Here is a 25,976-nt window from a genome sequence, read left to right on the forward strand (position 1 = left end):
CTGGGACGGGGTGCCGCATCGGGGCAGGATAGGCGCGTCCCCGGCGCGGCGCCAACGGGCCCCGCGCCGGGACCGGGTTCACCCCCCCGGCATGTGGCGCGCCACGAAGCGCTCCAGCCAGTGGATGGTGTAGTCGCCCGCCTGGAACTCCGGATCGTCCATGATGATCTGGTGCAGGGGGATGGTGGTGCTGATGCCGTCCACCACCAGCTCCGTGAGCGCCCGGCGGCAGCGGGCGATGGCCTCGGCGCGGGTAGCGCCGTGGACGATGAGCTTCGCGACGAGGCTGTCGTAGTGCGGCGGCACGGAGTAGCCGGCGTAGAGGGCGCTATCCATCCGCACGCCGAGGCCGCCGGGGGCGTGGTAGGCGGTGACGCGGCCGGGGCTGGGGGCGAAGGTGGCGGGGTCCTCGGCGGTGATGCGGCACTCGATGGCGTGGCCGTTGAAGCGCACATCCTCCTGGCCGTAGCCCAGCGGCTCGCCGGCGGCGACGCGGATCTGCTCCCGCACCAGGTCCACGCCGCAGACCATCTCCGTCACGGGATGCTCCACCTGCAGGCGGGTGTTCATCTCGATGAAGGCGAACCTCTCGTCCTGGTAGAGGAACTCCAGCGTGCCGGCACCGCGGTAGCCGAGCTGCTTCAGCGCCTTCGTCACTGTCTCCCCGAGCGCGTCGCGGGCGGCGGCGGTCAGCACGGGGCTGCCGGCCTCCTCCACCATCTTCTGGTGGCGCCGCTGCAGGGAGCAGTCGCGCTCCCCGAAATGAACGACGTTGCCGTGGGTATCAGCCAGGATCTGCAGCTCGATGTGGCGGGGCCGGTCGAGGTACTTCTCCATGTAGACGGCATCGTCGCCGAAGGCGGCCTTGGCCTCGTTGCGGGCGTTGCGCCAGGCATCCTCGAGCTCGTCGGGGGTATGGGCCACGCGCATGCCGCGCCCGCCGCCGCCGGCGGCGGCCTTGATGAGCACGGGGTACTTGATCTCGTCCGCGATCTCCCGCGCCTCCTCGATGGTGGCCAGGGCGCCGGGCGAGCCGGCGACGAGGGGCACGCCGAGGCGGCGCATCGCGTCTTTGGCGGCGATCTTGTCGCCCATGATGCGGATGTGCTCGGCGGTCGGGCCGATGAAGGCGAGGCCGTGCGCCTCCACCATCTCGGCGAAGCGGGCGTTCTCCGAGAGGAAGCCGTAGCCGGGGTGGATGGCCTCCGCGCCGGTAATGGCGGCGGCGGAGAGGATGGCGGCGGCGTTGAGATAGGATTCGCGCGCGGGCGGCGGGCCGATGCAGACGCTCTCGTCGGCCAGGCGGACATGCATGGCGGTGGCGTCGGCGGTGGAGTGAACGGCCACCGTGCGGATGCCCATCTCCTGGCAGGCGCGGTGGATGCGGAGCGCGATCTCGCCGCGGTTGGCGATCAGGACCTTGTTGAAGGCGGGTTTGCTGAAGCTGGGCACGCGGCTACTCGATGACCATCAGGGGCTCGCCGAACTCGACGGGCATGCCGGACTCGATGAGGAGGCGGGTGACGGTGCCGGCCTTCGGCGCCTTGATCTGGTTGAAGGTCTTCATCGCCTCGATGAGCAGCACGGTCTGGCCCTGCGCGACCTTGCCGCCGACCTGCACGAAGGGCGCGGCGCCCGGCTCCGGCGAGAGATAGGCGACGCCGACCATGGGGGAGGTGACGGCGCCCGGGGTGGCGGCGGTGACCTCGTCGGTCGCTGCGGGGGCGGCGGCCTGCGCCGGGGCGGCGGGGGCTGCGGCCGCCGCCGGCGCGGGGGCGGCGACGGCCTGCACCACCTGCTGGGCCGGGGCAGTGCGGGCCACGCGGATGCGGCTCTCGTTCTCGACCAGCTCGATCTCGGTCAGGTCCGTCTCGCGAAGGATCTTGGCCAGGGCGCGGATCGCGTCCGGGTCGAAGGAAAGCCCGCTCATGCTGTGTCGTCCTGGCCGATGATGCCGGCGATCGCGCGGAGCGCGAGGGCGTAGCCCCCGACCCCAAGCCCGCAGATCACGCCCACCGCCGCGCGGGAGACGTAGGAGAGATGCCGAAAGGCCTCCCGCCGGTGGATGTTGGTGATATGGACCTCGACCACCGGCAAATCCACCGCCAGCAGCGCGTCCATCAGCGCGACCGAGGTGTGGGAGTAGCCGGCGGGGTTGATGATGATGCCGGCGGCGTTGCCGCGGCACTCCTGCACCCAGGAGATCAGCTCGCCTTCCAGGTTCGTCTGGCGGAAGTCGATCGCGAGCCCCAACTCCTCCGCCGCCTCGGCGCAGAGGGCCTCCACGTCGTCGAGCGTCGCGGTGCCGTACTTCTCCGGCTCGCGCGTACCCAGCAGGTTGAGGTTGGGGCCGTTGAGGACGGCGATCAGCGGGGGTTCCACAGGTCCTGTTCCGGTCCGCCCGGGGGTCTGGTCCGGGGTCTGGCCGGGCGGGCTAGCATGGAGGCGCCTGAGCACGCAAACCGGGGGCACGCAAACCGGGAGCACGCAAACCGGGGGCACGCGCAACCCACCCCCGCCGGCAGGGGTTGAAGGCCGGAGCAGCGATGGAGGCGACGGTGACGAAGAAGAAGACCGAGGGCCGGGCGGACGATGCCACGACCAACCGGGGCACGGTGAAGGGACACCACGAGGATCCCGACGCGCGGGTGCCTGAGGGCGGCCCGGCCGAGGCGCCGAAGCGCGATCACGGCAGCATGAAGGGCGCCGCCTCCACGGCGGCGGACGCGGATGCGGGCCTTGGCGGCACCAGTTCCGCGACGTCGGGCAAGCGGGAGCAGGAGGCGGCCGCGGCGGCCGGTGAAGGCAAGACGCAGTCCGGCCGGGGCCATCGCAAGCACGAGGACTGAGGTCCCCACCCTTCGACACGCCCCTTCAACCGGGGGGCGCCCCGTGCCACATGCGCGGGGCAATGCCCGGTTCCATCCAGATCACCGTGAACGGGGAGGCCCGCGACCTGCAGGCCCCCCTCCCCCTCTCCGCCTTCCTGGCCGGTGCCGGGCTGGACACGCGCAAGGTGGCCGTGGAGCGGAACGAGGAGATCGTGCCGCGCTCGGCCTATCCCACCACGCTGCTGCAGCAGGGGGATGCGCTGGAGATCGTGCACTTCATCGGGGGAGGCTGAGGCGATGGATACGGTGGTGATGGCCCCAGGGCTGGACGACAACGATTCCTGGGAGGTGGCCGGGCGCCGCTTCCGCTCCCGCCTCGTGGTCGGGACGGGGCGCTACAAGAGCCTGGAGGAGACGGCGGCCGCGATCGAGGCCTCCGGCGCGGAGATGGTGACGGTGGCGGTGCGGCGGGTGAACCTGTCCGACCCCGGCGCGCCGATGCTGCAGGATTTCGTGCCGCCGGACCGCTACACCTACCTTCCCAACACGGCCGGCTGCCACACGGCGAATGAGGCAGTGCGGACGCTGCGCCTGGCGCGCGAGGCGGGCGGGTGGAACCTGGTGAAGCTGGAGGTGCTGGGGCCGCCGCCCTTCCTCTACCCCGACATGCCCGCGACCTTTGAGGCCGCCGAAGCCCTGATCAAGGACGGCTTCGAGGTGATGGTCTACTGCGCGGACGACCCGCTGGCGGCGAAACGGCTGGAGGAGATGGGCTGCGTGGCGGTGATGCCGCTGGGCGCGCCGATCGGCTCCGGGCTGGGGCTGACCAATCCATTCATGCTGCGCTCCATCATCGAGAACGCGCGGGTGCCGGTGCTGGTGGATGCCGGGATCGGCACGGCGAGCGAGGCGGCGCAGGCGATGGAGCTGGGCTGTGACGCGGTGCTGCTGAACTCCGCCATTGCCCACGCGAAGGACCCCGTACGGATGGCGCGCGCGATGAAGGCGGGGGTGGAGGCTGGGCGGCACGCCCATCTTGCCGGACGCATGCCGCGGAACTACGCGGCCGACGCCTCCAGCCCGATGGCGGGGCTGATCCGGTAGGACCTGCCCCGCCGGACGCTCAGCTGCCAGGCACTCAGCTGCCGGGCACTCAGCTCCAGTAGCGCGGCAGGCCGCGCGGGGGCTGTCCCCTCTCCTCGGAGAGGCGGGCGGCGCAGAGGACGTCCAGCAGGGTGACGCCGAGCACGGCGGCGAGGGCGATCTTCACGTTGCGGCGCTCCGCCGGGCCGTAGCTGGGAGTACCTAGGAGGGTCGCGACGTCCAGCGCGTCGCCGCCCACCCGCGCCCAGAGAAGCGGAGCAGAGGCGGGGTTGGCGAGGATGGCGACGCCGTTCGCCACCTCCCGCATCCCGTAGGCGCGGAAGACGTTGGTGCGGCCGGTCATGCCCAGGCGGCGGGCGAGGGTGCGGCCGCCGAGGATCTCCATCGCCCCCAGGCCGATGCTAAACCATCCGAGGAAGCGGGCGAGGTTCGTCGTGTTCACGGGCGGGGTCCTCTCAGGCGCGTGGCGCCCGTGAAACGCGCGAGAGCCGGAAAGGATCAGCCGGGCAGGGCGTCCAGCGCCTCCCTCATCAGCGGGCGCGAGGCGGGGTCCGGGGCGGTGCAGAGGGTTTCGAGCGCACGCAGGGCGGGATCGGCGGCGAGGGCCGGGCAGCGGTCCAGGAGTTCGCCGAGCAGGATGCCCCAGGCGCGGACCTCAATCCGCTGCCAGGCCCCGGCGGCCTTGCCGGCCGGGAGGCGGGAGGCGGCGCCGAAGTCGCTGAGGACGGCCTCGCCCGTCGCTCCGTCCCAGAGGGTGTTGTGGGCGTAGAGGTCGCCGTGCAGCAGGCCGCGCGCGTGCAGGTGGGCGGCGGCGGCGGCGGTGGCGCGGGCGAGATTCAGCGCAGCTTCGGGCGAGAGGCGCAGGGCGGGGTCGTAACAGTCGCGGGAGCAGGATTCGGGGCTGGGCGGGCCGGCCAGGGGGCGCCAGGCTTCCGGCAGGAGGGGCATGACGAGGCCCTGCAGGCCGTCCGGATGGTCCTTTAGCCGGCCGAGGGCGCCGGGGAGGTTCGGGTGGGTGCCGGCGCGGAGGCAGGCCGCCATCTCCTGCTCGGGCAGGCCGTCGCTCGTCATCGCGCCCTTGAACAGCTTCAGGGCGACGGGGCGGGGTCCCTCCCCCGCCGTCCAGGTCGCGCGGCGGACGAGGCCGGAAGCGCCCTGCCCCAAGATCCCTCCAGGTTCCAGCGCGGACCAAGCGATCTCGGGGGCGTCGGGGGCGGGTGCGGGCGGGTCCAGCGGGTTCCCGGCCCAGGCGATCCAGGCGAGGCCGGGCAGGGCCGCGAGCCAGGGCGGGAGGGCTTCGAGGCGGTTGGCGGAGAGGCGGATGAGCTCGAGGTTCGCGGCCCCGGTCAGGTCCGGCAGGGCGGTGAGGCGGTTGCCGGCAAGCATCAGCTTCTGCAGGGACGGGCGTTCCGCCAACGCCCCGGGCATCGTCGCGATGGCGTTGCCGGTGAGGGTGAGCCAGCGCAGGGCGGGGGACAGGGATTCGGCGGGCACCTCCTCTATCCCGCAGCCGCGCGCGCCGAGCTGGGACAGCGCAGGAAGGCCGCCGAGGGCGGGCGGCAGGCGCCGAAGGGGGTTGCCTGAGAGGAAGAGGACCTTCAGGCGGCGCAGGCGGGCGATGCCGGCCGGCAGGTCCGGCAGGGCGTTGCCGCCGAGGTCGAGGATCTCCAGCGTATCAGCGAGGCCGAGGATTTCCGGCGGGAACTCCCGCAGGCCGAGGCCGGTGAGGCGGAGCTCGCGGGCACCGGCAAGGCTGCCGCGGCGAAGGGCGTCCAGGGTGGCATGGGACATGGTCGGGCCGGGGGTCCTTCGGGCGCGGGCCGGTCGGCGGGAATCCACCGTGCCGCGCGCGGCAAGGGTGCATGTCGTGGAACAGGCCCGTGGCGACAATCAGGGGGGGGGGAGGCGGGTGACGGAGTGGGCGGCGGCGCTGGCGCGCCGCTCTCCGTGATGCATGCCGCTGGCCCGCGGCATGGGCGCCCAGCCGTTCGGTTCAGTGCGGAAATGAGCGACGGGCGCCGTTTATCCATGGAAGACTGAACAGTTCAGTAGCAAATGCGCATGCACTGCCCTCACCGGGCCTCCTTCGGGGATCTGTCGTTGTCCTGCACCCTTGCCCTGCCGCCTGATGTCTCGCCGAAGCGGGCCTCCATCCTGATGGCGGGCGCGCAGCTCTTCATGGCGAGCGGCTACGCCAACGTGTCGATGGATGCGGTGGCGAAGGAGGCCGGGGTCTCCAAGGCGACGCTCTACGCTTATTTCAGCGGGAAGGAGGCGCTGTTCGCGGCCATCGTGGAGGGGCGTTGCAGCGCCATCGCGGCGGAGTCGGAGGAGCTGGCCTCCCACGCCGCCTCCACCGACGCGGCGCTGCGGGAGCTGGGCCGGGTCTGGATCCGCTTCCTGATGAGCCCGCAGAGCTTGGCGATCCACCGGACCGTGATCGCGGAGTGCGCGCGCTTCCCCGACCTGGCGCGCGCCTTCTACGCCTCCGGGCCAGCCCGCGGGCGGGGCTGGCTGGCGCGGCGGCTGGAGGATGCGCAGCGGTGGGGGAAGCTGCGGGAGGATGCCGACCCCCAGGTGGCGGCCGACCACCTGATGGGGCTGATCCGCGGCGACCTCTACATGCAGGCCATGCTGGGTGGGCCGGTGCCGGACGAGGCGGCGATGGACGCCGTGGTGGACGCCGCCGTGGCGGTGTTCCTGCGGGCTTACGGGGTGCCTCCGCCGGGCTGAGCGGCGCCGGAAAGGGGCCTGCGGTTTCATCAATTCGCCCGGAAATCGGCGGCCGGGCTATGTAGGTTCCGGGAGGTTTACGGCCACCCCCGCCGGTCACGAAAAAATCCCCGGCCGAGGGGGAAGATCGCTCTTGCACCCTCCGGGCAGGGGGACTATCTGCCGCCCAGACGCAGTACGCACGTGCCTCTGGCCTGAAGGTTACGCAACGACGTCAAGCGTTCTGGCAACCCCCGCCGGCCTGCCGACGGGCTCTCTCTCTGGTCGCTGGTTCGTTCGACCGTTCGTCAACCCGAGCAGGCCCGGCCCGCGACGCGCGGCCGCCTGCCGCCTTCGTTTGGAGGGTGGTGCGATGACTCCGAAGATCTCGCAATTCCTGGCCGATGTTCAGCCGGCGACGCCGTGCCTTGTCCTCGACGTGGACCGGGTGGAGCAGAACTACCGGCGCCTGCAATCCGCCCTGCCCCTCGCCCGCATCTACTACGCCGTGAAGGCCAACCCGGCGCCCCAGATCCTGGAGCGGCTGGCCGGGCTCGGCTCCTGCTTCGATGCGGCCTCCTGGGAGGAGGTGTCGGCGGTGCTGAAGGCCGGCGCTGCGGCGGATGCCGTCTCCTTCGGCAACACGGTGAAGAAGGAGAGCGCGATCCGCGCCGCCTACGCCCAGGGCGTGCGGATGTTCGCCTTCGACTCCGAGGGCGAGCTGGAGAAGCTGGCGCGCTCCGCGCCGGGCTCCCGCGTGTACTGCCGCATCCTCGTCGGCAACGACGGCGCGGAGTGGCCGCTCTCCCGCAAGTTCGGCTGCGAGGTGGAGATGGCGCGCGAGCTGATGGTGAAGGCGGGCGAGATGGGGCTGGACCCCTTCGGCCTCTCCTTCCACGTCGGCAGCCAGCAGACCAACACCGCGGCCTATGAGGCGGCGATCGCCAAGGTCGCCATGCTCTTCACCGACCTGAAGGAAGCCGGGGTGAAGGTGCGGATGGTGAACCTGGGCGGCGGCTACCCCGTGCGCTACCGCGCCGAGGTGCCGGAGATCGACGCCTTCGGCGACGCCATTATGGGCGCCATGGCCGAGCACTTCGGCAACGCCATTCCCGACATCGTGGTGGAGCCCGGGCGCTTCATCGCGGGCGACGCGGCGGTGGTCTCGGCCGAGGTGGTGCTCGTCTCCCGCAAGGCGAAGGACGATCCGGTGCGCTGGGTGTACCTGGACATTGGCCGCTTCGGCGGGCTGGCGGAGACGGAGGGCGAGGCGATCAAGTACGCCTTCCGCACGCCGCATGACGGCACGGCCGAGGGGCCGGTGACGATCGCGGGCCCGACCTGCGACAGCACGGACACCCTCTACGAGAAGTCCAACTACCGGCTGCCGGAGAAGCTGCAGTCGGGCGACCGGATCGAGATCCTGGCGACGGGGGCCTACGTGACCACCTATGCCAGCCAGGCGTTCAACGGGTTCGCGCCGCTGGCTGAGCACTACATCTGAGCCGGGCGGACTTCCGGGAAATGGCGGAAAGGGCACCTTCGGGTGCCCTTTCTTTTCGTTGACTGGCGGCGTTCCGAAACAAGCTGTCTCCCCTGGCGCGACACAGAGTCGATTCTTCTTCCATGCTGATGACACCTCGGTAATAATGCCGCGAAAGACCGGGGGCTGGCGTGGCAGAGTTCTGGGCTGATTGGGGCGCGGCCGCCTACCTTCTGGCGGCCCTCTGGGCGTTCTTCGAGGGCGAGACCTTCGTGCTGGCGGCCGCGGCGATCGGGGCGATGACGGGCGCGGTGGACCCGTGGATCCTGATGTTCTCGGTCTGGATCGGCTCCTTCCTCGGGGACCAGACCTGGTTCACCCTCGGCCGCCGCTACGGGCCGCGGATCATGAAGAAGTACCCGAAGGCCGAGGCGAAGATGGCCAGCGCCACGGCCATGCTGCTTCAGTACGGCACGATCTTCATCCTGACCTTCCGCTTCCTCTACGGCATCCGCAACGTGGCGGCGGCGGCCTGCGGGCTGGCGGGGATCGGGCGGCTGCGCTTCGCCCTGCTGAACTTCTGCGCGGCGGGCCTCTGGGCGAGCAGCTTCGTGGCGGCCGGCTGGTTCCTGGGCGGGCTGATCGGACCGGAGCGGCTGTTCCACGCCATCGCCGGCGGCGCGCTGCTGATCCTGGCGGTGTTCCTGTTCCGGCGCTTCTACCGCCGCCGTCGTGCGGCCCGGACGGTGCCGGCCCTCTAGCCTGTCCGGGCCCTCGGGGCCGGATGGCCCCACCAGGCGTTGCCCGAGGCGCGCCCTTTTTCCCGAGTTCCGTCCCCGATGATTTCCAGGGGGCGGCCGAGGCTCTAGGCTGCATCCCATGGACGAGATCGACCGGAACATCCTCATCGCCGTGCAGCAGGACGGCGCAGCGGGGCTTTCCGACCTCTCCAAGGTCGCCGGGCTCTCCGTTTCCGCCACCGCAGAGCGGGTGAAGCGGCTGGAGGAGCGGGGCACGATCCGCGGCTGGCACGCGGCGCTGGACCCGGGAGCCGTTGGCTGCGCGCTGCTGGCCTTCGTGATGGTGGGGCTGCGCCCCGGGCGGGACGACGGCGCCTTCCGCAAGGCCATGCGCCGCGCGGATGCGGTGCTGGAGTGCCACGCCGTCAGCGGGCCGTGGGACTACATGCTGAAGCTGCGCCTGCCGGACCTTGCGGCACTGGAGCGCTTCGTGGCCGAGGAGATCCGCGGCCAGACCGGGGTGGAACGCACGGAAACCGTGGTGGCGCTCGCCTCCGCCAAGGAGACGATGATCCTGCCGGTGGCGGAGGCGGACGAGGAGTAGGGCCTGACGGGTCCGGAGCCAGGGGGCGCTGCCCCCTGGAACCCCCGCCAAGGACCTGAGGCCCTTGGAACCCCTTCTAGCTGCCGCCGTGCCGTCCTGAGATGGGGTTTCCGCGTGATGGGCTTCGTTCTGCCCTTGCAGTCGCCTCGGGTCATCGACCCGAGGCGCACCATCAGCCGAGAGAGACCAACTCCTAGAAGAAGATGATGGTGAGGGGTCCGGGGAGAGGAAGAATTACTTCTTCCTCTCCCCGGGACAGACCGGAACCGCAGGATCAGGCCGGCTTGGCTTCCATGGCGACGCTGCGCTCGTCGGCGCGCGCGTTGTAGTCGAGGCCGCGCTTCACGGCCCACACGTTCACCAGCTGCATCAGCGGGATGAAGGCCAGGTCGTCCATGGCGATCTTCACGCCTTCCTGCAGCAGCTTCTCGCGCGCCGCGTCGTCGAGGGTGGAGGTGGCGCGGGCGGTCACCTCGTCCAGGCGCGGGTTGGAGTAGCGGCCGTTATTGTTGGCGCCGAGGCGGGAGGCCTGGTTGTAGGTGCTGAGGATGTTGACGAGGGTATAGGCGGCCTCGCCGGTGGTGCTGGCCCAGCCGAGCAGGCGGATGTCGAACTCCTGCCGGGCGTTGCGGGCGGAGAAGCTGGCCCAGGGCGCGGCCTCCACCGCGGTCTGGACGCCGATGCGGGTCCACATCTGTCCGATGGCCTGGATGATGCGGGAGTCGTTGGGGTAGCGGTCGTTCGGGCCGTGCAGGGTGAGCTTCAGCCCCTGGGGGAAGCCGGCCTCGGCGAGGAGGGCCTTGGCGCGGTCGGGGCTGTAGGTGTCCGGCTTCACCTCGGGGTTGTGGCTGTAGGTGCCGGGGGCGAGCCACTGGCCGGTGGGCTGGGCGGTGCCCTCCATCACCTGGCGGCAGAGGGCCTCGCGGTTGATGGCGGCGGAGAGGGCCTGGCGGAACTTGAGGTTGCGGAAGGGGTTGGTCGCCAGCTTCTGCCCGTTGAGGTCGGTGGCGAAGTTCGGTGCGCCTTCCCGGGAGAAATCGGGGAAGAGGTAGATGACGCGCAGGCCCTGGGTCTCCACCACCTTCACACGGCTCTCGCGGCGGAGCTTGGCGATGTCGGAGGTGGGGACCTGGTCGATCATGTCCACGTCGCCCGAGAGCAGGGCGGCGACGCGGCCGCTGTCATTGCCCATGAAGCGGTAGGAGACGCGGGCCCAGGGCTGCTTCGGGCCGAACCAGGCGTCGTTGCGGACCAGCTCCGTGCGGTCGCCCGGGGTGTAGGAGGCGAGCTTGTAGGGGCCGGTGCCGATGGCGGCACGGCCGTTGTTGTAGTCCTCCGTGGCCGTGCCGTTCACGTGCTTGGCGATGACGGCGACGGCGGCGAGGTCGGTGGGGACCAGCGGGGCCGGGCCTTCCGTGTGGAAGCGGACCGTCAGCGGGTCCACGATCTCCACGCGCTTGATGGAGCGGACGAAGCCGCCGAAGCCGCCGGGGGAGTTGGGGACGTTCGGCGTGCGCTCCACCGTGAAGGCCACGTCCTCGGCGGTGAAGTCGCGGCCGTCGTGCCACTTCACGCCGGGGCGGAGCTTGAACTCCCACACCGTGTCGGAGACGGGGGTCCAGGAGAGGGCGAGGCCGGGCTGCAGGCGGGCCTGGGCGTCGCGCTCCACCAGCCGGTCGAAGATGTGCATGGCCAGGCCGTTGTTGGGCGAGGCGTTGTAGAAGTGCGGATCGACCGAGGTGATGGCGCCGCCGATGCCGATGGTTAGGGTGCCGTTGCCCGGCACGGCGGCCGTCTGCGCCTCGGCGGCCAGGGGGGCGAGGCCGCCGGAGATGGCGGCCATGGCGGCGGGCGCGGTGATGAAGAGGCGGCGGGAGACGGGTTCGGACAAGGTCAGCTCTCCTGGATTTAATGCGTTGGCGCGCAAACTAGCGGCAGGATGGGGGGACTGCTAGAACACAGCCTTGGGAAGGCGCCATCGGGAAACCCGGGGGACTGGATGAAGAAGTTTGCATCGGCGGCCGTAAGGGCCGCCCTTTCCGCATTCGTGGTCGCAGGCGCCCTTCCGGCGGCCGCCCAGACGCTGAACCTGGCGGTGGGGGCGCCCGTCACCTCGATCGATCCGCACTACCACGCGCTGTCGCCGAACTACGCCGTGGCGGACATGCTGTTCGACAGCCTGACGGCCTTCGACGCCCAGGCGCGCGTCCAGCCGCGGCTGGCGGAGAGCTGGAAGCCGGTGGCGGAGGATGTGTGGGAGTTCAAGCTCCGCCCCAACGTGACCTTCCACAACGGGAACGCCTTCACGGCCGAGGACGTGGCCTTCACCATCGCCCGCGTCCCGACGGTGCCGAACAGCCCCTCCTCCTACGGGATCTACACCCGCGCCATCACGCGGGTGGAGGTGGTGGACCCGCTGACGGTGCGCTTCCACACCAATGGCGCCTACCCGCTGCTGCCGGTGGATCTCGGGCAGATCCAGATGCTGGACAGCGAGACCCACGCGAACCCGGCGACGGAGGATTTCAACTCCGGCCGGCTGGCGATCGGGACCGGGCCGTTCCGGATGGTGAGCTACCGCAGCGGCGACCGGATCGAGTACCAGCGCAACGAGGGCTATTTCGGCCCGCGGCCGCACTGGCAGCGCGTGAACTACCGGATGATCACGAACGACGCGGCGCGGACGGCGGCGCTGCTCTCCGGCGACGTGGACTTCATCGACCAGGTGCCGACCTCCGACATCGCCAAGCTGCGCGGCGACAGCCGGGTGCAGCTGAGCGAGGCGGATGGGCTGCGGCTGATCTTCCTGGCGCTGGGGCACAGCCACGAGACGAACGCGCCCTTCATCACGGATAATGACGGCAAGCCGCTGGGGCGGAACCCGCTGCGCGATGCCCGGGTGCGCCGGGCGCTCTCCATGGCGGTGGATCGGCAGGCGGTGGTGGAGCGGGTGATGGAGGGGGCCGCGCTGCCCACCACGCAGCTTCTGCCCCCCACCGCCTATGGCGCGCTGCCGGACCGGGTGGTGGGCCGGGCGGACCCGGACGCGGCGCGGCGGCTGCTGGCGGAGGCGGGGTATCCCCAGGGCTTCCGCATCCAGCTGAACGGGCCGAACGACCGCTACATGAACGACGCCCGGATCATCCAGGCGATCGGGCAGATGTGGACGCGCATCGGCATCCGCACGTCCGTGGAGGGGCAGCCCTGGGCGACCTTCGTGGCACGGGCCGGGCGGCAGGAATTCTCCGCCATGCTGGTGGGCTGGGGCACCTCCTCCGGCGAGCCGACGAGCCCGCTGCGCTCCCTGCTGGCGACCGCGAACCCGCAGCGGGGCTGGGGCGGGTCCAACCGCGGGCGCTACTCCAACCCCGCGATGGACGAGAAGCTGGCCGAGGCGCTGCGGACGCTGGACGACGCGAAGCGCGAGGCGATCCTGCGCGAGGCGACGACCCTGGCGATGGACGACGTGGGCATCATTCCCATCCACATCCAGAAGAACATCTGGGCGATGCGGCGGGGCCTGCGGCACGAGGCGCGGGCGGATGAGCTGACGCGCGCGCAGGATGTGAGCCCGGCCCAGTAGGCGCCGGAGCGAGGACCGAGAGATGAGTGTTTACCTGCTGCGGCGGCTGATCCAGGCGGCGCTGGTGATGCTGGCGATGTCCGTCATCGTCTTCGTGGGTGTCTATGCCATCGGCGATCCGGTGGAGATCCTGATCTCCCCGGACGCGGACCAGGCGGAGAAGGCGCGGGCCATCGCGGCGCTCGGCCTCGATAAGCCGCTGTGGCAGCAGTATTTCAGCTTCCTTGGCGCGGCGCTGCAGGGGGATCTCGGGCGGTCCTTCGTGTTCAACGAGCCGGCGCTGAAGCTGATCGCGCAGCGGGCGCCGGCGACGCTGGAGTTGGCCTTCGGGGCCACCATCATGGCCGTGATCATCGGCCTGCCGCTGGGGCTCTATGCCGGGCTGCGGCCGAAGAGCTTCGGGGCGCAGGCGATCATGACGGGGTCTATCCTCGGCTTCTCCCTGCCGACCTTCTGGGTGGGGCTGATGCTCATCATGGTCTTCGCCGTGCAGCTGGGCTGGCTGCCCAGCACCGGGCGCGGGGAGACGGTGGAGATCCTGGGGATGCGCTGGTCCTTCCTGACCCTGAACGGGCTGGCGCACATGGCGATGCCGGCGCTGAACCTGGCGCTGTTCAAAATCAGCCTTGTCATCCGCCTGACCCGCGCGGGCGTGCGGGAGACGATGCTGATGGACTACGTGAAGTTCGCCCGCGCGAAGGGGCTTTCCCCGAGCCGGGTGATCGGCGTGCACGTGTTCAAGAACATCCTGATCCCCGTGGTGACGGTGGTGGGGCTGGAGCTTGGCTCGACGATTGCATTCTCGGTGGTGACGGAGAGCGTCTTCGCATGGCCGGGCATGGGCAAGCTGATCATCGACAGCATCAACGTGCTCGACCGTCCCGTGATCGTCGCCTACCTCATGAGCATCGTGCTGATGTTCATCATCATCAACCTGGTGGTGGACCTGCTCTACTCGGTGCTTGATCCCCGCGTGCGCCTGGAGAGCAAGTGATGAGCGCGACGACGGCCGGCAGCACCGCCCCTGCCAAAGCGCCCCGGGTGGAGACGCCGCTGCGGCGCTTCGTCCTGGACTTCGCGGAGAGCAAGCTGGCGCTCGGGGCGCTGGTGGTGTTCCTGGCGATCGTGCTGGTGGCAATCCTCGCGCCCTGGATCGCGCCGCAGAACCCCTACGACCTCGCGCAGCTCGACATCATGGACGGGCGGCTGGAGCCGGGCTCGGTGAGCGAGGGCACGGGCATGACCTACTGGCTCGGCACGGATGACCAGGGGCGCGACATGCTCTCCGGCATCATGTACGGGCTTCGGATCAGCCTCGTGGTGGGGGCCGGCTCCGCGATCGTGGCGGCGTTCGTCGGCGCCTCGCTCGGGATGCTCGCGGCCTATGCGGGCGGGCGGACGGATACGGTGATCATGCGGCTGGTAGACCTCCAGCTGTCGTTCCCGACCATCCTCTCCGCGCTGATGATCCTGGCCTTCCTGGGCAAGGGGATCATGAACGTCGTCATCGCGCTGATCGTGGTGGAATGGGCCTATTACGCCCGGACCGTGCGCGGCACGGCGCTGGTGGAGCGGCGGCGGGAGTATATCGAGGCGGCGCAGTGCCTGGCGCTGCCGACGCGGAGGATCATCTTCCGCCACCTGCTGCCGAACTGCATGCCGCCGCTGATCGTGGTGGCGACCATCCAGATCGCCCGCGCCATCGCGCTGGAGGCGACGCTGTCCTTCCTGGGCCTCGGCGTACCGATCACGGAGCCGTCCCTGGGGCTGCTGATCGCCAATGGCTACGAGTACATGCTCTCCGGCAAGTACTGGATCTCCTTCTACCCGGGCATTGCGCTGCTGATCACCATCGTCTCGATCAACCTGGTCGGCGACCACCTGCGCGACGTCCTCAACCCACGGCTGAAGAAGTAAACGTGGAACCCAGCATTCCCGCCTCCGCGGCGCGCCCCACCCTGCAGGTGCGGAACCTGCAGACCCGGTTCTTCACCCGCGCGGGCGTGGTGCCGGCCGTCAACGACGTCTCCTTCAACGTGGGCCGCGGCAAGGTGCTGGGGCTGGTGGGGGAGTCCGGCTCCGGCAAGACCGTGACGGGCTTCTCCATCATGCGGCTGGTGGACGAGCCCGGGCGGATCACCGGGGGCGAGATCCTGTTCGACGGGCGGGACCTGGTGAAAGCCTCCGAGGAGGAGATGCGGCAGCTCCGGGGCAACCGGATCGCCATGATCTTCCAAGATCCGATGATGACGCTGAACCCGGTCCTGCGCATCGACACGCAGATGATCGAGACGATGCAGGCGCATACCCGGATCAGCAAGGAGGACGCCCGGCAGCGGGCGCGGGACACGCTGGGAATGGTCGGCATCCCCTCCCCCGACGAGCGGCTGAAGGCGTATCCGCACCAGTTCTCGGGCGGGATGCGGCAGCGCGTGGCGATCGCCATCGCGCTGCTGCACCGGCCGGAGCTGATCGTGGCGGACGAGCCGACGACGGCGCTGGACGTGACGATCCAGGGGCAGATCCTGGCGGAGGTGCAGAAGCTGGCGGCGACGACCGGGACCTCCATCATCTGGATCACGCACGACCTGTCCGTGGTGGCGGGGTTGGCCGACGACATCGCGGTGATGTACGCGGGGGAGATCGCGGAGTACGGCGCCGTCTCCGACGTGCTGGACCATCCGCTGCACCCCTACACGCACGGGCTGCTGGGCTCGGTCCCCAGCCGGAACCGGCGGGGGGAGCCGCTGCGGCAGATTCCCGGTACCACCCCATCGCTCCTGAGCCTGCCGCCGGGCTGCCCTTTCCAGGGCCGCTGCCCGCGGGCGGCGGATGTATGCCGGCAGGTGCCGCCGATGGCGGAGATCCTGCCCGCGCACGAGGCGCGGTGCTTCCGCCCCCATCTTGAGAATGCGGAGGCGGCATGAGCGCGACCGTGGCTTCTTCCCCTGCCCCGGCCTCCGTGATGCCGGGCACGGACAAGATGATCGAGGTGGTGGGGGTGTCCCGCCGCTTCGCCAAGCGGCTGGACTTCGCGGGCAAGATCATGGCGAAGCTCGGCGCGCCTCTCCGCGACGAGGTGGTGCACGCCGTGGACAAGGTGGACCTGACCATCCGCCGCGGCGAGGTGGTGGGGCTGGTCGGGGAATCCGGCTGCGGCAAGTCCACGCTGGGGCGCATGGTGGCGGGGATTCTGCCGCCCTCGGACGGCTCCATCCTGTGGAAGGGGCGCGACCGCGCGGGGCTGCACGGGAAGGAGGCGCGGGCGGCGACGCTGCAGGCGCAGATGATCTTCCAGGACCCGATGTCCTCGCTGAACCCGCGCATGAAGGTGGCGGACATCATCGGCGAGGCGCCGCTGTTCCACGGCCTGACCAACCGCGCGGGGCTTCCGGCCTATCTCGATGAGCAGATGCGGCGGGCGGGGCTCGATCCCTCCTTCAAGTCGCGCTACCCGCACCAGTTCTCGGGCGGGCAGCGGCAGCGCATCGGAATTGCGCGGGCGCTTGCGGTGCAGCCGGAGTTCCTGGTCTGCGACGAATCCGTGGCGGCGCTGGATGTCTCCATCCAGGCGCAGATCCTGAACCTGTTCATGAAGCTGCGGCGGGAGCTGAACCTCACCTACCTCTTCATCTCCCACGACCTGGGCGTGGTGGAGCACCTGAGCGACCGGGTGGTGATCATGTACCTGGGGCGCGTGGTGGAGGAGGCGGCGACGGAGACCGTCTTCGCCCGCGCGAACCATCCCTACACGCAGTCCCTGCTCTCGGCGGTGCCGCGGATCGAGGCGCGGAAGAAGGCCTTCGCGACGGTGAAGGGGGAGATCCCCTCCCCGCTCAACCCGCCGGCGGGGTGCCACTTCCACCCGCGCTGCCCGCACGCCTTCGACCGGTGCCGGGTGGAGATCCCCGCCCTGAAGGAGGTGGCGCCGGGGCACAAGAGCCGGTGCCACCTGAACGACCTGCCGAACCACGGCGGGATGCCGGTCTGATGCGCTTCGCGGCGGTGTTCCTGGCCCTGCTGGGGCTGGCGGCCTGCGGGGAGCGGCTGGAAGGGTCCCGGGCGGGCTCGCGCGGGGCCTATGTGGGTGGTAGTGGCGGGGTCAACGTCTCTCGTTGAGGACCTGTCCATGAGCCGCTTCGCCTTCGACCACGTGCACCTGCGCAGCCCCGATCCGGACGCGACCGGGGCCTGGTTCACGGACAATCTGGAAGCGGTTCATGTGCGCCGCCAGGAAGGGCCGGGCAGCCTGCGGGTGGTGCTGGACTTGGGCGGGCTGAACCTGTTCATCGACCGCGTCCCGGCCTCCACGCCGGGGGTGCCGCCCGCACCCTTCCTGGGGATCGAGCACCTGGCGCTGGCGGTGAAGGGGATCGACGCCATCGTGGAGGAGCTGCGCGGCAAGGGCGTGCGGATCGTGATGGAGCCGAACAACCCGAACCCGACCACGCGGATCGCCTTCATCGAGGGGCCGGAGAGCGTGCGGGTGGAGCTGCTGGAGCGGAGCTGAGCCGCTCCCCCAAGGCTTCTTTCCTCGGGCTTCTTTCCTCAGGGCGTCTTCCAGAAGATCACCGTGCCGAGCAGGCGTCCGTCCCCGGCCCTCGAGTAGCCGGGGATGGTGCCGGCGGGCTGCCAGCCGAGGGCGCGGTAGAGGCGCTCCCCGTCACTGTCCGCTTCCGTGTCCAGCACCAGGAGCTTGCGGCCGATGCTGCGGGCGGTCTGCTCCGCACGCTGCATGAGGGCGCGGCCGATGCCGCGGCGGCGGAAGGCAGGGTCCACCAGGAGCTTCGAGACCTCGGCCCGGTGCGGGGCGTTGGGCTGCTGCGCCAGGGCGAGGTGGACAGTGCCGGCGATCTGGCCGTCGCACCAGGCGGCGAGAAGGACCTTGCCGCCGGTGGCGACATCGGCGGAGACGCCCCGCCAGAAGCCGCGCGCCAACTCCGGCGAGAGGGGCGGCAGGTAGTTGACCGAGGCGCCGGCGGCGACGCAGGCGACCATGATCCCGGCCAGGCGGCGTTCCGCGCTGGCGGCGGCGGCGGCGTCCAGCACCTCCACCACCACGCCCGTCGCGGGCTTGGCGTAGCGGAACTCGAGGGATTTGGAGATGTCGTCGAGGATGCGGATGGAGCCGGCGCGGACGTAGCCGCGCTTCTCGTAGAAGCGGTGCGCGGCCTCGAAGCGCGTGTCGGTCCAGAGGATCATGCGCTGGGCGCCGTGCGCGACGGCGTGGCGCTCGGCGCCGTCCAGGAGCTGATGCGCGAGGCCGGTGCCGCGGCCGGCCTTCGCGACGTACATGCGGCCGATCTCCCAGGCCTCGTCGTCGTCGCGGAGCGGGCGGGTGGCGACCATGCCGACGAGGTCGCCGGCCTCGTCCTCGGCGGCCCAGAGGGCGCCGCCGACCTTCTCGAAATGAGTGGCGAGGGCGCGGAGCTCGGGAACCTCCGCGTCCACGTCCAGCACGCAGTTCGGGTACTCCGCCCAGGCATCACCAATCAGGCGGATGAAGCCTTCCGCGTCCTCGTCGCGACCCGGGCGGAGGGTGATGCTCAATGCAGGCCCCTGCAGAAGGCCTGGATGCGGGTACAGGCCTCGCGCAGCGTCTCCGTGTCCGTCGCGTAGGAGAGGCGGATGTAGGGGCTCATCTGGTAGGCGGTGCCGGAGACGGTGGCGACGTGGTTCTCCTCCAGCAGGGCCATGGCCACGTCCTCATCCGTCTCCAGGCGGCGGCCGCCGGCGGTGGTCTTGCCGAGGAGGCCGGCGACGCCGGGATAGACGTAGAAGGCGCCTTCCGGCTTGTGGCACTGCAGGCCCGGTGCCTCGTTCAGCATGGAGACGACGAGGTCGCGGCGGGCGCTGTAGAGGGCGCGGCGCTCCTCCACCCCCTCCTGCGGGCCGTCCAGCGCGGCGATGGTCGCGGCCTGGGCGACGGTGGCGATGCCGTTCGTCGTCTGGCTCTGCATGTTCGTCATCGCCTTGATCAGCGCGCGGGGGCCGCCGCCGAAGCCGACGCGCCAGCCTGTCATGGCGTAGGTCTTGGAGGCGCCGGAGACGGTCAGGGTGCGGTCGCGCAGGGCGGGCTCAACGGCGGCGATGGAGTGGTGGCCGCCGGTGTCCTCGTAGATGATGTGCTCGTACATCTCGTCGGACAGCACCCAGACATGGGGGTGGCGCATCAGCACCTCGGCCAGCGCGGCCACCTCGGCGCGGGTGAGCGCGGCGCCGGAGGGGTTGTTCGGGAAGTTCAGCGTCACCCACTTCGTCCTCGGGGTGATGGCGGCCTCCAGGTCCTCGGGGCGCAGCTTAAAGCCGTTGTTCTGCGGGCAGGGCACGAGAACAGGGGTGCCGCCGCAGAGGCGGCCGATGTCGGAATAGGCGGACCAGAAGGGGGTGGGGATCACCACCTCGTCGCCGGTGTCCACCGTGGCGAGGAGGGCGTCGAGGATGACCTGCTTGCCGCCGTTGGCCGCGATGATCTCGTCCGGCGCGTAGTCCAGGCCGTTCTCGCGACTGAACTTGCGGGCGATGGCGGCCTTCAGCTCGGGCCAGCCGTCGTTCGGGGGGTACTTCGTCCTGCCGGCCAGCGCCGCCGCATGGGCGGCCTCGATGGCGTGGGGCGGGGTGGCGAAGTCCGGCTCGCCGACGCTGAGGCTGATGACCTTGTGGCCGGCCTCGCGAAGTTCCCGGGCGCGGACGGACATACGGGTGGAGCCGGAGACCTGGATCTCCTGGATACGCTTGGCGAGGGCGGGCATTCCGGGTTCCAGCGGTGGCAGTCGGGAGAGAGGGGCGAAAACTAGGCCCCGGGGGGCTCCGCGCCAACCCCGCGCGGCAAGGCTCAAAAGGAAGGGGCGACGCCTGGCCGGCGCCGCCCCCTGTTCTCAGGCCGGGCCTGTCCCGGGGCGGCTCAGCTCAGCCCACCGCAGAAGCGCTGGATGCGCGCGCAGGCCTCCTTCAGGGACTCGTCGGAGGCCGCGTAGGAGATGCGCATGTAGCCCGGGAAGAGGAAGGCGGAGCCGTGGACGGTCGCCACGCCCTCCTCCTCCAGCAGGGCGAGGACGAAATCCTCGTCCGTCTCCAGCTTCTTGCCAGCCTTGGTGGTCTTGCCGAGGCAGCCCTGGACGGAGGGGAAGACGTAGAAGGCGCCTTCCGGGACGTTGCAGTGGATGCCCGGCGCCTCGTTCAGCATGGCGACGACGAGGTCGCGGCGGCGCTCGAAGGCCTGGCGCATCGTCTCCACCTCTTCCTGCGGGCCGTTCAGCGCCTCGACGGCGGCGGCCTGGGAGATGGAGGAGGTGTTGGAGGTGGACTGGCTCTGCAGCTTGTCCATCGCCTTCGTCAGCGCCACGGGGGCGCCGGCGAAGCCGATGCGCCAGCCCGTCATGGCGTAGGCCTTGGAGCAGCCGTTCATCGTCAGGGTGCGGTCGCGCAGGCGCGGCTCCACCTCGACGACGGTGGCGAACTTGAAGTCACCGTAGACGAGCTTCTCGTAGATGTCGTCCGTGAAGATCCAGATGTTCGGGTGGCGCAGCAGCACGTCGGTGAGGGCGCGCAGCTCCTCGGCCGTGTAGGCGGCGCCCGTGGGATTGCAGGGGTTGTTCAGCATCACCCACTTGGTCTTGGGGGTGATGGCGGCCTCAAGCTGCTCGGCCGTGATCTTGAAGCCCTGGTTCGGGCCGGCGCCGACGATGACGGGCGTGCCGTCGGCGAGGGACACGATGTCGGGGTAGGAGACCCAGCAGGGGGCGGGGATGATGACCTCGTCGCCCTTGTCGAGCGTGGCCACCATCGCGTTGAAGATCACCTGCTTGCCGCCGGTGGAGACGATGATCTCCTCCGGCTTGTAGTCGAGGCCGTTGTCGCGGGCGAACTTGGCGGCGGCCGCCTTGCGGAGCGCGGGGGTGCCGGCGACGTCGGTGTAGAGGGTCTGCCCCTCGTCGATCGCGCGGATCGCGGCGTCCTTGATGTTGCGGGGGGTGGGGAAGTCCGGCTCGCCGGCGGAAAGGCTGATGATGTCCCGCCCGGCCGCCTTCATCTCGCGCGCCTTGGTGGAGATGGCGATGGTCTGGGAGGGGGAGACCTTGTTCAGGCGCTCGGCGATGAGGGACATGCTGGATGGACTTCCCGGTTCTCGGCGGGGGCGGAAGCTAACCGCGATGGGTGCCGGGCGGAACCGGCGAATGACACAAATCAGTCCCGCCCGCGCAACAGGAGGCCGACTAGGCCCAGCGTGAGGGCGGCCGCGACCAGGAGCAGGGTGGCCAGCGCGTTCACCTCCGGCGTCATGCCCAGGCGGAGCATGGAGAAGAGGGCGACCGGCAGGGTGGTGCCCGAGGGGCCGGAGGTGAAGGAGGCCAGCACCACGTCGTCCAGCGAGAGGGTGAAGGCGAGGAGCCATCCCGCGGCGAGGCTCGGCGCCATGAGCGGCAGGGTGACGGTGGCGAAGGCGGCGAAGGGGGTGGCGCCGAGGTCCTGGGCGGCCTCCTCCAGGTCGCGGTCGCGGTTGGCAAGGCGGGACTGGATGACCACGGCGACGTAGGCGGTTCCGAGGGTGGCGTGGGCCAGGAGGACGGTTCCCGCGCCGCGGCCGGCGGGCCAGCCGGTCGCGCCCTCCAGCGCGACGAAGAGGAGGAGGAGGGAGAGGCCCGTCACGACCTCGGGCAGGACGAGCGGCGCGCCGGCGAGGGTGCCGAGAAGCGCGCGGCCGGCGAAGGGGCCGTGGCGGGCGAGGACCCAGCCGGTGGAGCCGCCGAGCAGCACGGCGAGGGTGGCGGCGCCGGCGGCGACGCGGAGGGAGAGCCAGGCGGCCTCCAGCAGGCGGTCGTCGGCGGCGAGCGCCGCGAACCAGCGGAGGGAGAAGCCGCCCCATCGGAAGGGCACGGGGCTGGCGGAGAAGGCGTAGGCCACCAGCAGCGCCACGGGCAGCCAGAGGAAGGCGAGGCCGGCCCAGAGGAGGACGCGGACGAGACGGGGTGTCATGGGGCGCGGCCCAGGCGCTGGTAGAGGAGGATGGGGCCGGTCAGCAGGGCCAGGAGGGCGAGCGCCAGCGCCGCGGCGACGGGCCAGTCGCGGTTCTGGAAGAACTCCTGGAAGAGGACGCGGCCGACGAGGGTGGCGCTGGGCGGGCCGAGGAGCTCGGGGATGACGTACTCGCCCGCGGCGGGGATGAGGACGAGGAGGAAGGCGGCGGCCAGCGCCGGGAAGAGCTGCGGCAGAGTGACGGTGACGAAGGCGCGGCCGGGCGTGGCGCCGAGGTCGGCGGCCGCTTCCTCCAGCACCGGATCCAGGCGGGTGGCGGCGGCGAAGATCGGGAGGACGGCGAAGGGCAGGTAGGCGTGGACCATGCCCAGCAGCATGGCGCCATCCGTGTAGAGGAGCGGGATCGGATCTTCTGTCAGGCCGAGGGCGCGAAGGACGGCGTTGATCCAGCCCTCGTCCCGCAGCAGCCCGATCCAGGCACCGATGCGGATGAGGAAGCCGGTCCAGAAGGGCAGCAGCACCGCCGCCAGCAGCGCGTTCCGCCAGCGTCCGGCACGGGCGATGGCGATGCCCATGGGGGCGGCCAGGAGGAGGCAGAGGGCGGCGGTGAGGGCGGCGACGACGAGGGACTGGGCCAGGGAGGCGCGGTAGTAGGGGTCCTCCAGCAGCAGGCGGAAGTTGTCGGGGTTGGTTCCCTGCCCGGCCCAGGGCGGGTCGTAGGGCGGGACGCCGTTGGACTGCCAGGACACCGCGAGGACGACCACCAGGGCCAGGGGCGTGGCCACGAGGAGGGCGAGCCAGAGGCCGGGGACGAGGCGGAGGAGCGCTCTCATGGCAGGAGGGGAACCACGTCGTCACGGTCCCAGGCCAGGCGCACGCTGGCGCCGCGCGGGGGCGGTGCGCCGTCCTCCTCGGCGTGGGAGACGCGGAGGGTGGCGCCGCCCGCGAGCCTGACCAGGAGGAGGCTGCTCTCCCCGCGGAAGGCGGATTCCTCCACCGTGCCGGCCGTGGTGTTCTCGCCGGGCTCGGTCGCGAGGCGGATGCGCTCGGGGCGGAGGGCGACGGCGGTGACGCCTTCCGGCAGGGGTGCCTCGGCGCGGAGGGTGCAGGTGGCGCCGGGGCAGTCCAGGGCGCCGTCGGCGGTGCGGGTGCCGTCCAGCACGTTGGCGGCGCCGAGAAAGGTGGCGACGAAGCGGGTGGCGGGGCGGTCATAGACCTCACGCGGGGGGCCGGCCTGGACGATGCGGCCGTGGTCCATCACCGCCACGCGGTCGGCCAGGGCCAGGGCCTCGGCCTGGTCGTGGGTGACCATGATGAAGGCGGCGCCGCTCTCCCGCTGGATGGCGCGGAGCTCGAAGCCGGTGCGCTCCCGCAGGTTGGCGTCCAACGCGCCCAGGGGCTCGTCCAGCAGGAGGAGGCGGGGGCGCTTCACCAGGGCGCGGGCCAGGGCGACGCGCTGGCGCTGGCCGCCGGAGAGGGCGTGGGGCTTGCGGGATTCCATGCCCTCCAGGCGCAGCATGGCGATGGCCTGCGCGACGCGGGCGGCGGTCTCGGCGCGCGGCAGGCCCTCCCGCTTCAGGCCGTAGGCGATGTTGGCGGCCACGCTCATATGCGGGAACAGGGCGTAGGACTGGAACATCATGTTCACGGGGCGGCGGTGCGGGGGGACGCCGAGGAGGTCGGTGCCGTCCAGATGCGCGGTGCCGGTATCCGGCGTCTCGAAACCTGCGATGACGCGCAGTAGGGTGGACTTGCCGGAGCCGCTGCCGCCCAGAAGGGCAAGGAACTCGCCCGGCGGAACGTCGAGCGCGATGCCGTCCAGCGCCGCGACGGGACCGAAGCGGCGGGTGATGCCGCGCAGCGAGAGGCGCGCGGTCAACGCCCGGCCTTGAAGCGCGACCAGGAGCGGGAGCGGGCGCGCTCCGCCACCGGGCCGGGGGTGGAGACGGTGAAGCTGCGGGCGATCATCTCGGGCGGGGGATAGACGTTGGGATCGGCGGCGACCTCCGGCCGCAGGTGCGGGCGGGAGGCGGGGACGGCGTTGGGGTAGTGGACCTGGTTCGTCACGCCGGCGATCACCTCTGGCCTGAGCATGTAGTCGATGAACCTCTGCGCGGCCTCCGGATTCGGCGCGTCCGCGGGAATGGCGAGCATATCGAACCAGAGCTGCGCGCCACCTTGCGGCGGTACGTAGGTGATGCCGCCGCCCGGCGCGCGGGCCTGGGCCTGCACCACGTCGCCGGAATAGGTGAGGACGGCGCAGTACTCGCCCTGCGTCAGCGCGTCCGTGATGGCGGCGGAGGAGATGATGGCGCGGACATGCGGGCGGATGGCGAGCAGCGCCTGCTCCGCCGCGCGGGCATCGGCGGCATCGGCGGTGTTGGGGTCGCGGCCGAGCCAGCGGAGGATCGTGGGGATCACGTCGATGCCGCTGTCCATGATGGCGATGCCGCAGCGGGCGATGCGGGCGGCGTTCTCCGGCCTCAGGATCAGGTCCAGGCTGTCCAGCGGGGCGTCCGGGGCCAGCGCCCGGATGCGGTCCGCGCGGAGGCCGAGGCCGACCGTGCCCCAGAGGTAGATGGCGCCGTGCCGGTTCCCGGGATCGCTGGTGGCGACCTGGGCGAGCAGCGCGGGGTCCTGGCCGGCGAGGTTGGGGATGGCCGCGCGGTCCAGCGGCCGCAGGGCGCCGGCGCGGACCAGGCGGGCGAAGCTCGGCTCGCCCGTGGGCACCACCACGTCGTAGCCGGAGCGGCCGGCGGAGAGCTTGCCCTCCAGCGTCTCCAGGCTGTCGAAGACGTCGTAGCGCACGCGGATGCCCGTCTCGCGCTGGAAGCCCTCGATCGCCTTCGGGTCGATGTAGTCGGTCCAGTTGTAGACGTTCAGCACGGGCTGCTGCGCGGCAGCGCCGCCCGCCAGGAAGGGGGCCAGAAAGGGCGCGAGGAGCAGGGCGGGCAGCAGGCGGCGCAGGCGGTTCATGGTCGGCAGGGTATGGCCTGAGGCGCGGCGCGCAAGTTGGGCATCTATTCTCCTTTGGCGAGACATAGGAAGATATTTCTTGACTTGAGGCTCTCTGTCCTGTAATCCCCCTCTCGTCAACGGGACATCCGTGCCCGCCCCGATCCCCGTCGCGTCCTCCCCAGCCCCGCCCGGCCCCCGCCGGCGCGGGGCTTCTCGTGTCCGCGCCCCGCAGGAGCCATGCCAGCATGCCCTACATCGCCAGCAACCTGATTCCGCTTGTCGCGGCCGACAGCTTCACCCTCTGGCTGTACAGGACGACCGACACCCGGGCGACGGTTCTCTCGGCCGGCTACTTCGCGGCGGCCCGGACGCGGCTGCTGGCCGGGCACATGGTGGTGCTGGAGGCGGCCGACGCCACCGCCCTCCTGCCCGTCCGCACCAACGCGGAGGTCGGCAACGGGCTGGTGGTGGATGCCAGCTCCTCCCCGCTACGGCTCACCGGTGCGGGCGCGATGCGGCTCGGGGCGGACCTGGCGGCGGCGGCGGTGGCGCGCTGCGTCTCGCTCGGCCCGGTGCCGAGCGGGGTGAACGAGGGCGAGACCTTCACGGTGCGCGCCACCGCCTCCGGCGCGACGAACCTGGTACGGTTCAGCGTCTTGAACGCGAGCGGGGCCGTGGTGCTCGGGCCCAGCACCGCTGCCGTCACCTCCGGCAGCGCCAGCGCGACCTTCGAGGCGCCGGTGCCGGGCAACGGTTACCGGGTGAAGGTGGAGGACGCGGCGGATGCCCTGGTGGCGCAGACCTCGCCCTCCTTCGTGGTGCTTGCCGCCTTCGCGCTGCTCGTCGAGAGCGGGTTCGGCCTGCTGATGGCCGAGGCCGGCACGCGTCTCGTCATGTAGGGCCGGCCGGGCGCGCCTCCGCGGAAGCGCGAGGCCGCCCCCTCGCCCCCCCTCCCGCCCCGAACCTGACGCCGTCCCCTTTCGGA

The 25,976-nt window shown here is 71.1% G+C and carries 28 protein-coding genes; 15 read left to right on the forward strand and 13 right to left on the reverse strand.

From position 1 onward, the window contains the following. Positions 1-78: 78 nt before the first annotated feature. The 3 genes from accC to aroQ are packed head-to-tail and all read right to left on the reverse strand — an operon-like array spanning position 79 to position 2,382. On the reverse strand, positions 79-1,452 hold the full coding sequence (gene accC / locus VQH23_RS01425; RefSeq protein WP_338663830.1) for an acetyl-CoA carboxylase biotin carboxylase subunit: 1,374 nt from the start codon (positions 1,450-1,452) through the stop codon (positions 79-81). Positions 1,453-1,456: 4 nt separating this feature from the next. After that, positions 1,457-1,930, reverse strand: a complete 474-nt coding sequence (gene accB, locus VQH23_RS01430; protein WP_338663831.1) for an acetyl-CoA carboxylase biotin carboxyl carrier protein — start codon at positions 1,928-1,930, stop codon at positions 1,457-1,459. Further along, positions 1,927-2,382, reverse strand: a complete 456-nt coding sequence (gene aroQ / locus VQH23_RS01435) for a type II 3-dehydroquinate dehydratase (RefSeq protein WP_338663832.1) — start codon at positions 2,380-2,382, stop codon at positions 1,927-1,929. The genes accB and aroQ overlap by 4 nt, the downstream gene beginning before the upstream one ends. A 176-nt stretch (positions 2,383-2,558) precedes the next feature. On the opposite strand from aroQ, the gene VQH23_RS01440 reads away from it, so the two are divergent. The 3 genes from VQH23_RS01440 (at position 2,559) to VQH23_RS01450 (ending at position 3,935) form a co-directional block, all read left to right on the forward strand. Further along, entirely contained in the window at positions 2,559-2,849 is a 291-nt protein-coding gene (locus tag VQH23_RS01440; protein ID WP_338663833.1) for a hypothetical protein, read from the forward strand. A gap of 62 nt (positions 2,850-2,911) precedes the next feature. After that, complete coding sequence (gene thiS / locus VQH23_RS01445) at positions 2,912-3,124, forward strand: sulfur carrier protein ThiS (protein ID WP_338663834.1); 213 nt, start codon at positions 2,912-2,914, stop codon at positions 3,122-3,124. A 4-nt stretch (positions 3,125-3,128) separates the two neighbouring features. Next, on the forward strand, positions 3,129-3,935 hold the full coding sequence (locus VQH23_RS01450; protein ID WP_338663835.1) for a thiazole synthase: 807 nt from the start codon (positions 3,129-3,131) through the stop codon (positions 3,933-3,935). A 49-nt stretch (positions 3,936-3,984) separates the two neighbouring features. On the opposite strand, the gene VQH23_RS01455 is transcribed toward VQH23_RS01450, so the two are convergent. Together VQH23_RS01455 and VQH23_RS01460 are read right to left on the reverse strand one after the other, a co-directional pair. Continuing rightward, a complete protein-coding gene (locus VQH23_RS01455; protein WP_338663836.1) occupies positions 3,985-4,377 on the reverse strand; it encodes a hypothetical protein in 393 nt (130 codons plus the stop codon). A 56-nt stretch (positions 4,378-4,433) separates the two neighbouring features. Then, positions 4,434-5,726 (reverse strand): leucine-rich repeat-containing protein kinase family protein, encoded by a 1,293-nt coding sequence (locus VQH23_RS01460; protein WP_338663837.1) that lies wholly within the window; start codon positions 5,724-5,726, stop codon positions 4,434-4,436. A 309-nt stretch (positions 5,727-6,035) separates the two neighbouring features. Here VQH23_RS01460 and VQH23_RS01465 point away from each other — a divergent pair, with 309 nt between their 5' ends. From VQH23_RS01465 to VQH23_RS01480, 4 genes are all read left to right on the forward strand, one after another. Beyond that, positions 6,036-6,668, forward strand: coding sequence for a TetR/AcrR family transcriptional regulator (locus VQH23_RS01465; protein WP_338663838.1), 633 nt, complete (start codon positions 6,036-6,038; stop codon positions 6,666-6,668). 352 nt (positions 6,669-7,020) lie between these two features. Then, entirely contained in the window at positions 7,021-8,151 is a 1,131-nt protein-coding gene (locus tag VQH23_RS01470; protein ID WP_338663839.1) for a type III PLP-dependent enzyme, read from the forward strand. Between the two features lie 170 nt (positions 8,152-8,321). Continuing rightward, positions 8,322-8,891 carry a DedA family protein gene (locus VQH23_RS01475; RefSeq protein ID WP_338663840.1) on the forward strand — a complete coding sequence of 190 codons (570 nt, stop codon included), beginning with the start codon at positions 8,322-8,324 and terminating at the stop codon, positions 8,889-8,891. Positions 8,892-9,009: 118 nt separating this feature from the next. Then, entirely contained in the window at positions 9,010-9,474 is a 465-nt protein-coding gene (locus VQH23_RS01480) for an Lrp/AsnC family transcriptional regulator (RefSeq protein ID WP_338663841.1), read from the forward strand. Positions 9,475-9,748: 274 nt separating this feature from the next. Here VQH23_RS01480 and VQH23_RS01485 read toward each other — a convergent pair whose 3' ends face one another. Next, positions 9,749-11,365 (reverse strand): ABC transporter substrate-binding protein, encoded by a 1,617-nt coding sequence (locus VQH23_RS01485; protein ID WP_338663842.1) that lies wholly within the window; start codon positions 11,363-11,365, stop codon positions 9,749-9,751. Between the two features lie 108 nt (positions 11,366-11,473). On the opposite strand from VQH23_RS01485, the gene VQH23_RS01490 reads away from it, so the two are divergent. The 7 genes from VQH23_RS01490 to VQH23_RS01520 are packed head-to-tail and all read left to right on the forward strand — an operon-like array spanning position 11,474 to position 17,567. Beyond that, positions 11,474-13,057, forward strand: coding sequence for an ABC transporter substrate-binding protein (locus VQH23_RS01490; protein ID WP_338663843.1), 1,584 nt, complete (start codon positions 11,474-11,476; stop codon positions 13,055-13,057). Between the two features lie 22 nt (positions 13,058-13,079). Then, a complete protein-coding gene (locus tag VQH23_RS01495; protein ID WP_338663844.1) occupies positions 13,080-14,051 on the forward strand; it encodes an ABC transporter permease in 972 nt (323 codons plus the stop codon). Next, complete coding sequence (locus VQH23_RS01500) at positions 14,051-14,974, forward strand: ABC transporter permease (protein ID WP_338663845.1); 924 nt, start codon at positions 14,051-14,053, stop codon at positions 14,972-14,974. Before VQH23_RS01495 ends, VQH23_RS01500 begins: the two co-directional genes overlap by 1 nt. Before the next feature lie 2 nt (positions 14,975-14,976). Beyond that, positions 14,977-15,984 carry an ABC transporter ATP-binding protein gene (locus VQH23_RS01505; protein WP_338663846.1) on the forward strand — a complete coding sequence of 336 codons (1,008 nt, stop codon included), beginning with the start codon at positions 14,977-14,979 and terminating at the stop codon, positions 15,982-15,984. Beyond that, positions 15,981-17,048 carry an ABC transporter ATP-binding protein gene (locus VQH23_RS01510; RefSeq protein WP_338663847.1) on the forward strand — a complete coding sequence of 356 codons (1,068 nt, stop codon included), beginning with the start codon at positions 15,981-15,983 and terminating at the stop codon, positions 17,046-17,048. Before VQH23_RS01505 ends, VQH23_RS01510 begins: the two co-directional genes overlap by 4 nt. After that, the gene (locus tag VQH23_RS01515; protein ID WP_338663848.1) at positions 17,048-17,176 is read left to right on the forward strand and encodes a hypothetical protein; all 129 of its coding nucleotides are present in this window, start codon (positions 17,048-17,050) and stop codon (positions 17,174-17,176) included. The genes VQH23_RS01510 and VQH23_RS01515 overlap by 1 nt, the downstream gene beginning before the upstream one ends. Positions 17,177-17,186: 10 nt before the next feature. After that, a complete protein-coding gene (locus tag VQH23_RS01520) occupies positions 17,187-17,567 on the forward strand; it encodes a VOC family protein (protein WP_338663849.1) in 381 nt (126 codons plus the stop codon). A gap of 38 nt (positions 17,568-17,605) precedes the next feature. On the opposite strand, the gene VQH23_RS01525 is transcribed toward VQH23_RS01520, so the two are convergent. The 7 genes from VQH23_RS01525 to VQH23_RS01555 all read right to left on the reverse strand — a co-directional run bounded on the left by VQH23_RS01525 (position 17,606) and on the right by VQH23_RS01555 (position 25,009). Then, positions 17,606-18,607 carry a GNAT family N-acetyltransferase gene (locus tag VQH23_RS01525; RefSeq protein WP_338663850.1) on the reverse strand — a complete coding sequence of 334 codons (1,002 nt, stop codon included), beginning with the start codon at positions 18,605-18,607 and terminating at the stop codon, positions 17,606-17,608. Continuing rightward, complete coding sequence (locus VQH23_RS01530; protein ID WP_338663851.1) at positions 18,604-19,809, reverse strand: pyridoxal phosphate-dependent aminotransferase; 1,206 nt, start codon at positions 19,807-19,809, stop codon at positions 18,604-18,606. The genes VQH23_RS01525 and VQH23_RS01530 overlap by 4 nt, the downstream gene beginning before the upstream one ends. Positions 19,810-19,961: 152 nt before the next feature. Next, positions 19,962-21,164 carry a pyridoxal phosphate-dependent aminotransferase gene (locus VQH23_RS01535; protein WP_338663852.1) on the reverse strand — a complete coding sequence of 401 codons (1,203 nt, stop codon included), beginning with the start codon at positions 21,162-21,164 and terminating at the stop codon, positions 19,962-19,964. An 80-nt stretch (positions 21,165-21,244) separates the two neighbouring features. Continuing rightward, positions 21,245-22,033 (reverse strand): ABC transporter permease subunit, encoded by a 789-nt coding sequence (locus VQH23_RS01540; protein ID WP_338663853.1) that lies wholly within the window; start codon positions 22,031-22,033, stop codon positions 21,245-21,247. Then, complete coding sequence (locus VQH23_RS01545) at positions 22,030-22,866, reverse strand: ABC transporter permease (RefSeq protein WP_338663854.1); 837 nt, start codon at positions 22,864-22,866, stop codon at positions 22,030-22,032. Before VQH23_RS01545 ends, VQH23_RS01540 begins: the two co-directional genes overlap by 4 nt. Then, positions 22,863-23,912, reverse strand: coding sequence for an ABC transporter ATP-binding protein (locus tag VQH23_RS01550; protein ID WP_338663855.1), 1,050 nt, complete (start codon positions 23,910-23,912; stop codon positions 22,863-22,865). The genes VQH23_RS01545 and VQH23_RS01550 overlap by 4 nt, the downstream gene beginning before the upstream one ends. Beyond that, entirely contained in the window at positions 23,909-25,009 is a 1,101-nt protein-coding gene (locus tag VQH23_RS01555) for an extracellular solute-binding protein (RefSeq protein ID WP_338663856.1), read from the reverse strand. Before VQH23_RS01555 ends, VQH23_RS01550 begins: the two co-directional genes overlap by 4 nt. Before the next feature lie 227 nt (positions 25,010-25,236). On the opposite strand from VQH23_RS01555, the gene VQH23_RS01560 reads away from it, so the two are divergent. Beyond that, positions 25,237-25,890: a hypothetical protein gene (locus VQH23_RS01560; RefSeq protein ID WP_338663857.1), complete on the forward strand. Its 654-nt coding sequence runs from the start codon at positions 25,237-25,239 to the stop codon at positions 25,888-25,890. Positions 25,891-25,976: the final 86 nt, after the last annotated feature.

This window comes from Pararoseomonas sp. SCSIO 73927 (assembly GCF_037040815.1).
Classification (GTDB): Bacteria; Pseudomonadota; Alphaproteobacteria; order Acetobacterales; family Acetobacteraceae; genus Roseomonas.

What these genes read in the sequence shown, in the direction of transcription:
- VQH23_RS01495 (WP_338663844.1), top strand. Translation starts at nt 13,080, where the DNA reads ATGAGTGTTTACCTGCTGCGGCGGCTGATCCAGGCGGCGCTGGTGATG.
- thiS (WP_338663834.1), top strand. Translation starts at nt 2,912, where the DNA reads ATGCCCGGTTCCATCCAGATCACCGTGAACGGGGAGGCCCGCGACCTG.
- VQH23_RS01500 (WP_338663845.1), top strand. Translation starts at nt 14,051, where the DNA reads ATGAGCGCGACGACGGCCGGCAGCACCGCCCCTGCCAAAGCGCCCCGG.
- accB (WP_338663831.1), bottom strand. Translation starts at nt 1,930, where the DNA reads ATGAGCGGGCTTTCCTTCGACCCGGACGCGATCCGCGCCCTGGCCAAG.
- VQH23_RS01545 (WP_338663854.1), bottom strand. Translation starts at nt 22,866, where the DNA reads ATGAGAGCGCTCCTCCGCCTCGTCCCCGGCCTCTGGCTCGCCCTCCTC.
- VQH23_RS01450 (WP_338663835.1), top strand. Translation starts at nt 3,129, where the DNA reads ATGGATACGGTGGTGATGGCCCCAGGGCTGGACGACAACGATTCCTGG.
- VQH23_RS01470 (WP_338663839.1), top strand. Translation starts at nt 7,021, where the DNA reads ATGACTCCGAAGATCTCGCAATTCCTGGCCGATGTTCAGCCGGCGACG.
- VQH23_RS01530 (WP_338663851.1), bottom strand. Translation starts at nt 19,809, where the DNA reads ATGCCCGCCCTCGCCAAGCGTATCCAGGAGATCCAGGTCTCCGGCTCC.
- VQH23_RS01490 (WP_338663843.1), top strand. Translation starts at nt 11,474, where the DNA reads ATGAAGAAGTTTGCATCGGCGGCCGTAAGGGCCGCCCTTTCCGCATTC.
- VQH23_RS01555 (WP_338663856.1), bottom strand. Translation starts at nt 25,009, where the DNA reads ATGAACCGCCTGCGCCGCCTGCTGCCCGCCCTGCTCCTCGCGCCCTTT.
- VQH23_RS01535 (WP_338663852.1), bottom strand. Translation starts at nt 21,164, where the DNA reads ATGTCCCTCATCGCCGAGCGCCTGAACAAGGTCTCCCCCTCCCAGACC.
- VQH23_RS01515 (WP_338663848.1), top strand. Translation starts at nt 17,048, where the DNA reads ATGCGCTTCGCGGCGGTGTTCCTGGCCCTGCTGGGGCTGGCGGCCTGC.
- VQH23_RS01560 (WP_338663857.1), top strand. Translation starts at nt 25,237, where the DNA reads ATGCCCTACATCGCCAGCAACCTGATTCCGCTTGTCGCGGCCGACAGC.
- VQH23_RS01540 (WP_338663853.1), bottom strand. Translation starts at nt 22,033, where the DNA reads ATGACACCCCGTCTCGTCCGCGTCCTCCTCTGGGCCGGCCTCGCCTTC.
- VQH23_RS01480 (WP_338663841.1), top strand. Translation starts at nt 9,010, where the DNA reads ATGGACGAGATCGACCGGAACATCCTCATCGCCGTGCAGCAGGACGGC.
- VQH23_RS01460 (WP_338663837.1), bottom strand. Translation starts at nt 5,726, where the DNA reads ATGTCCCATGCCACCCTGGACGCCCTTCGCCGCGGCAGCCTTGCCGGT.
- VQH23_RS01520 (WP_338663849.1), top strand. Translation starts at nt 17,187, where the DNA reads ATGAGCCGCTTCGCCTTCGACCACGTGCACCTGCGCAGCCCCGATCCG.
- VQH23_RS01510 (WP_338663847.1), top strand. Translation starts at nt 15,981, where the DNA reads ATGAGCGCGACCGTGGCTTCTTCCCCTGCCCCGGCCTCCGTGATGCCG.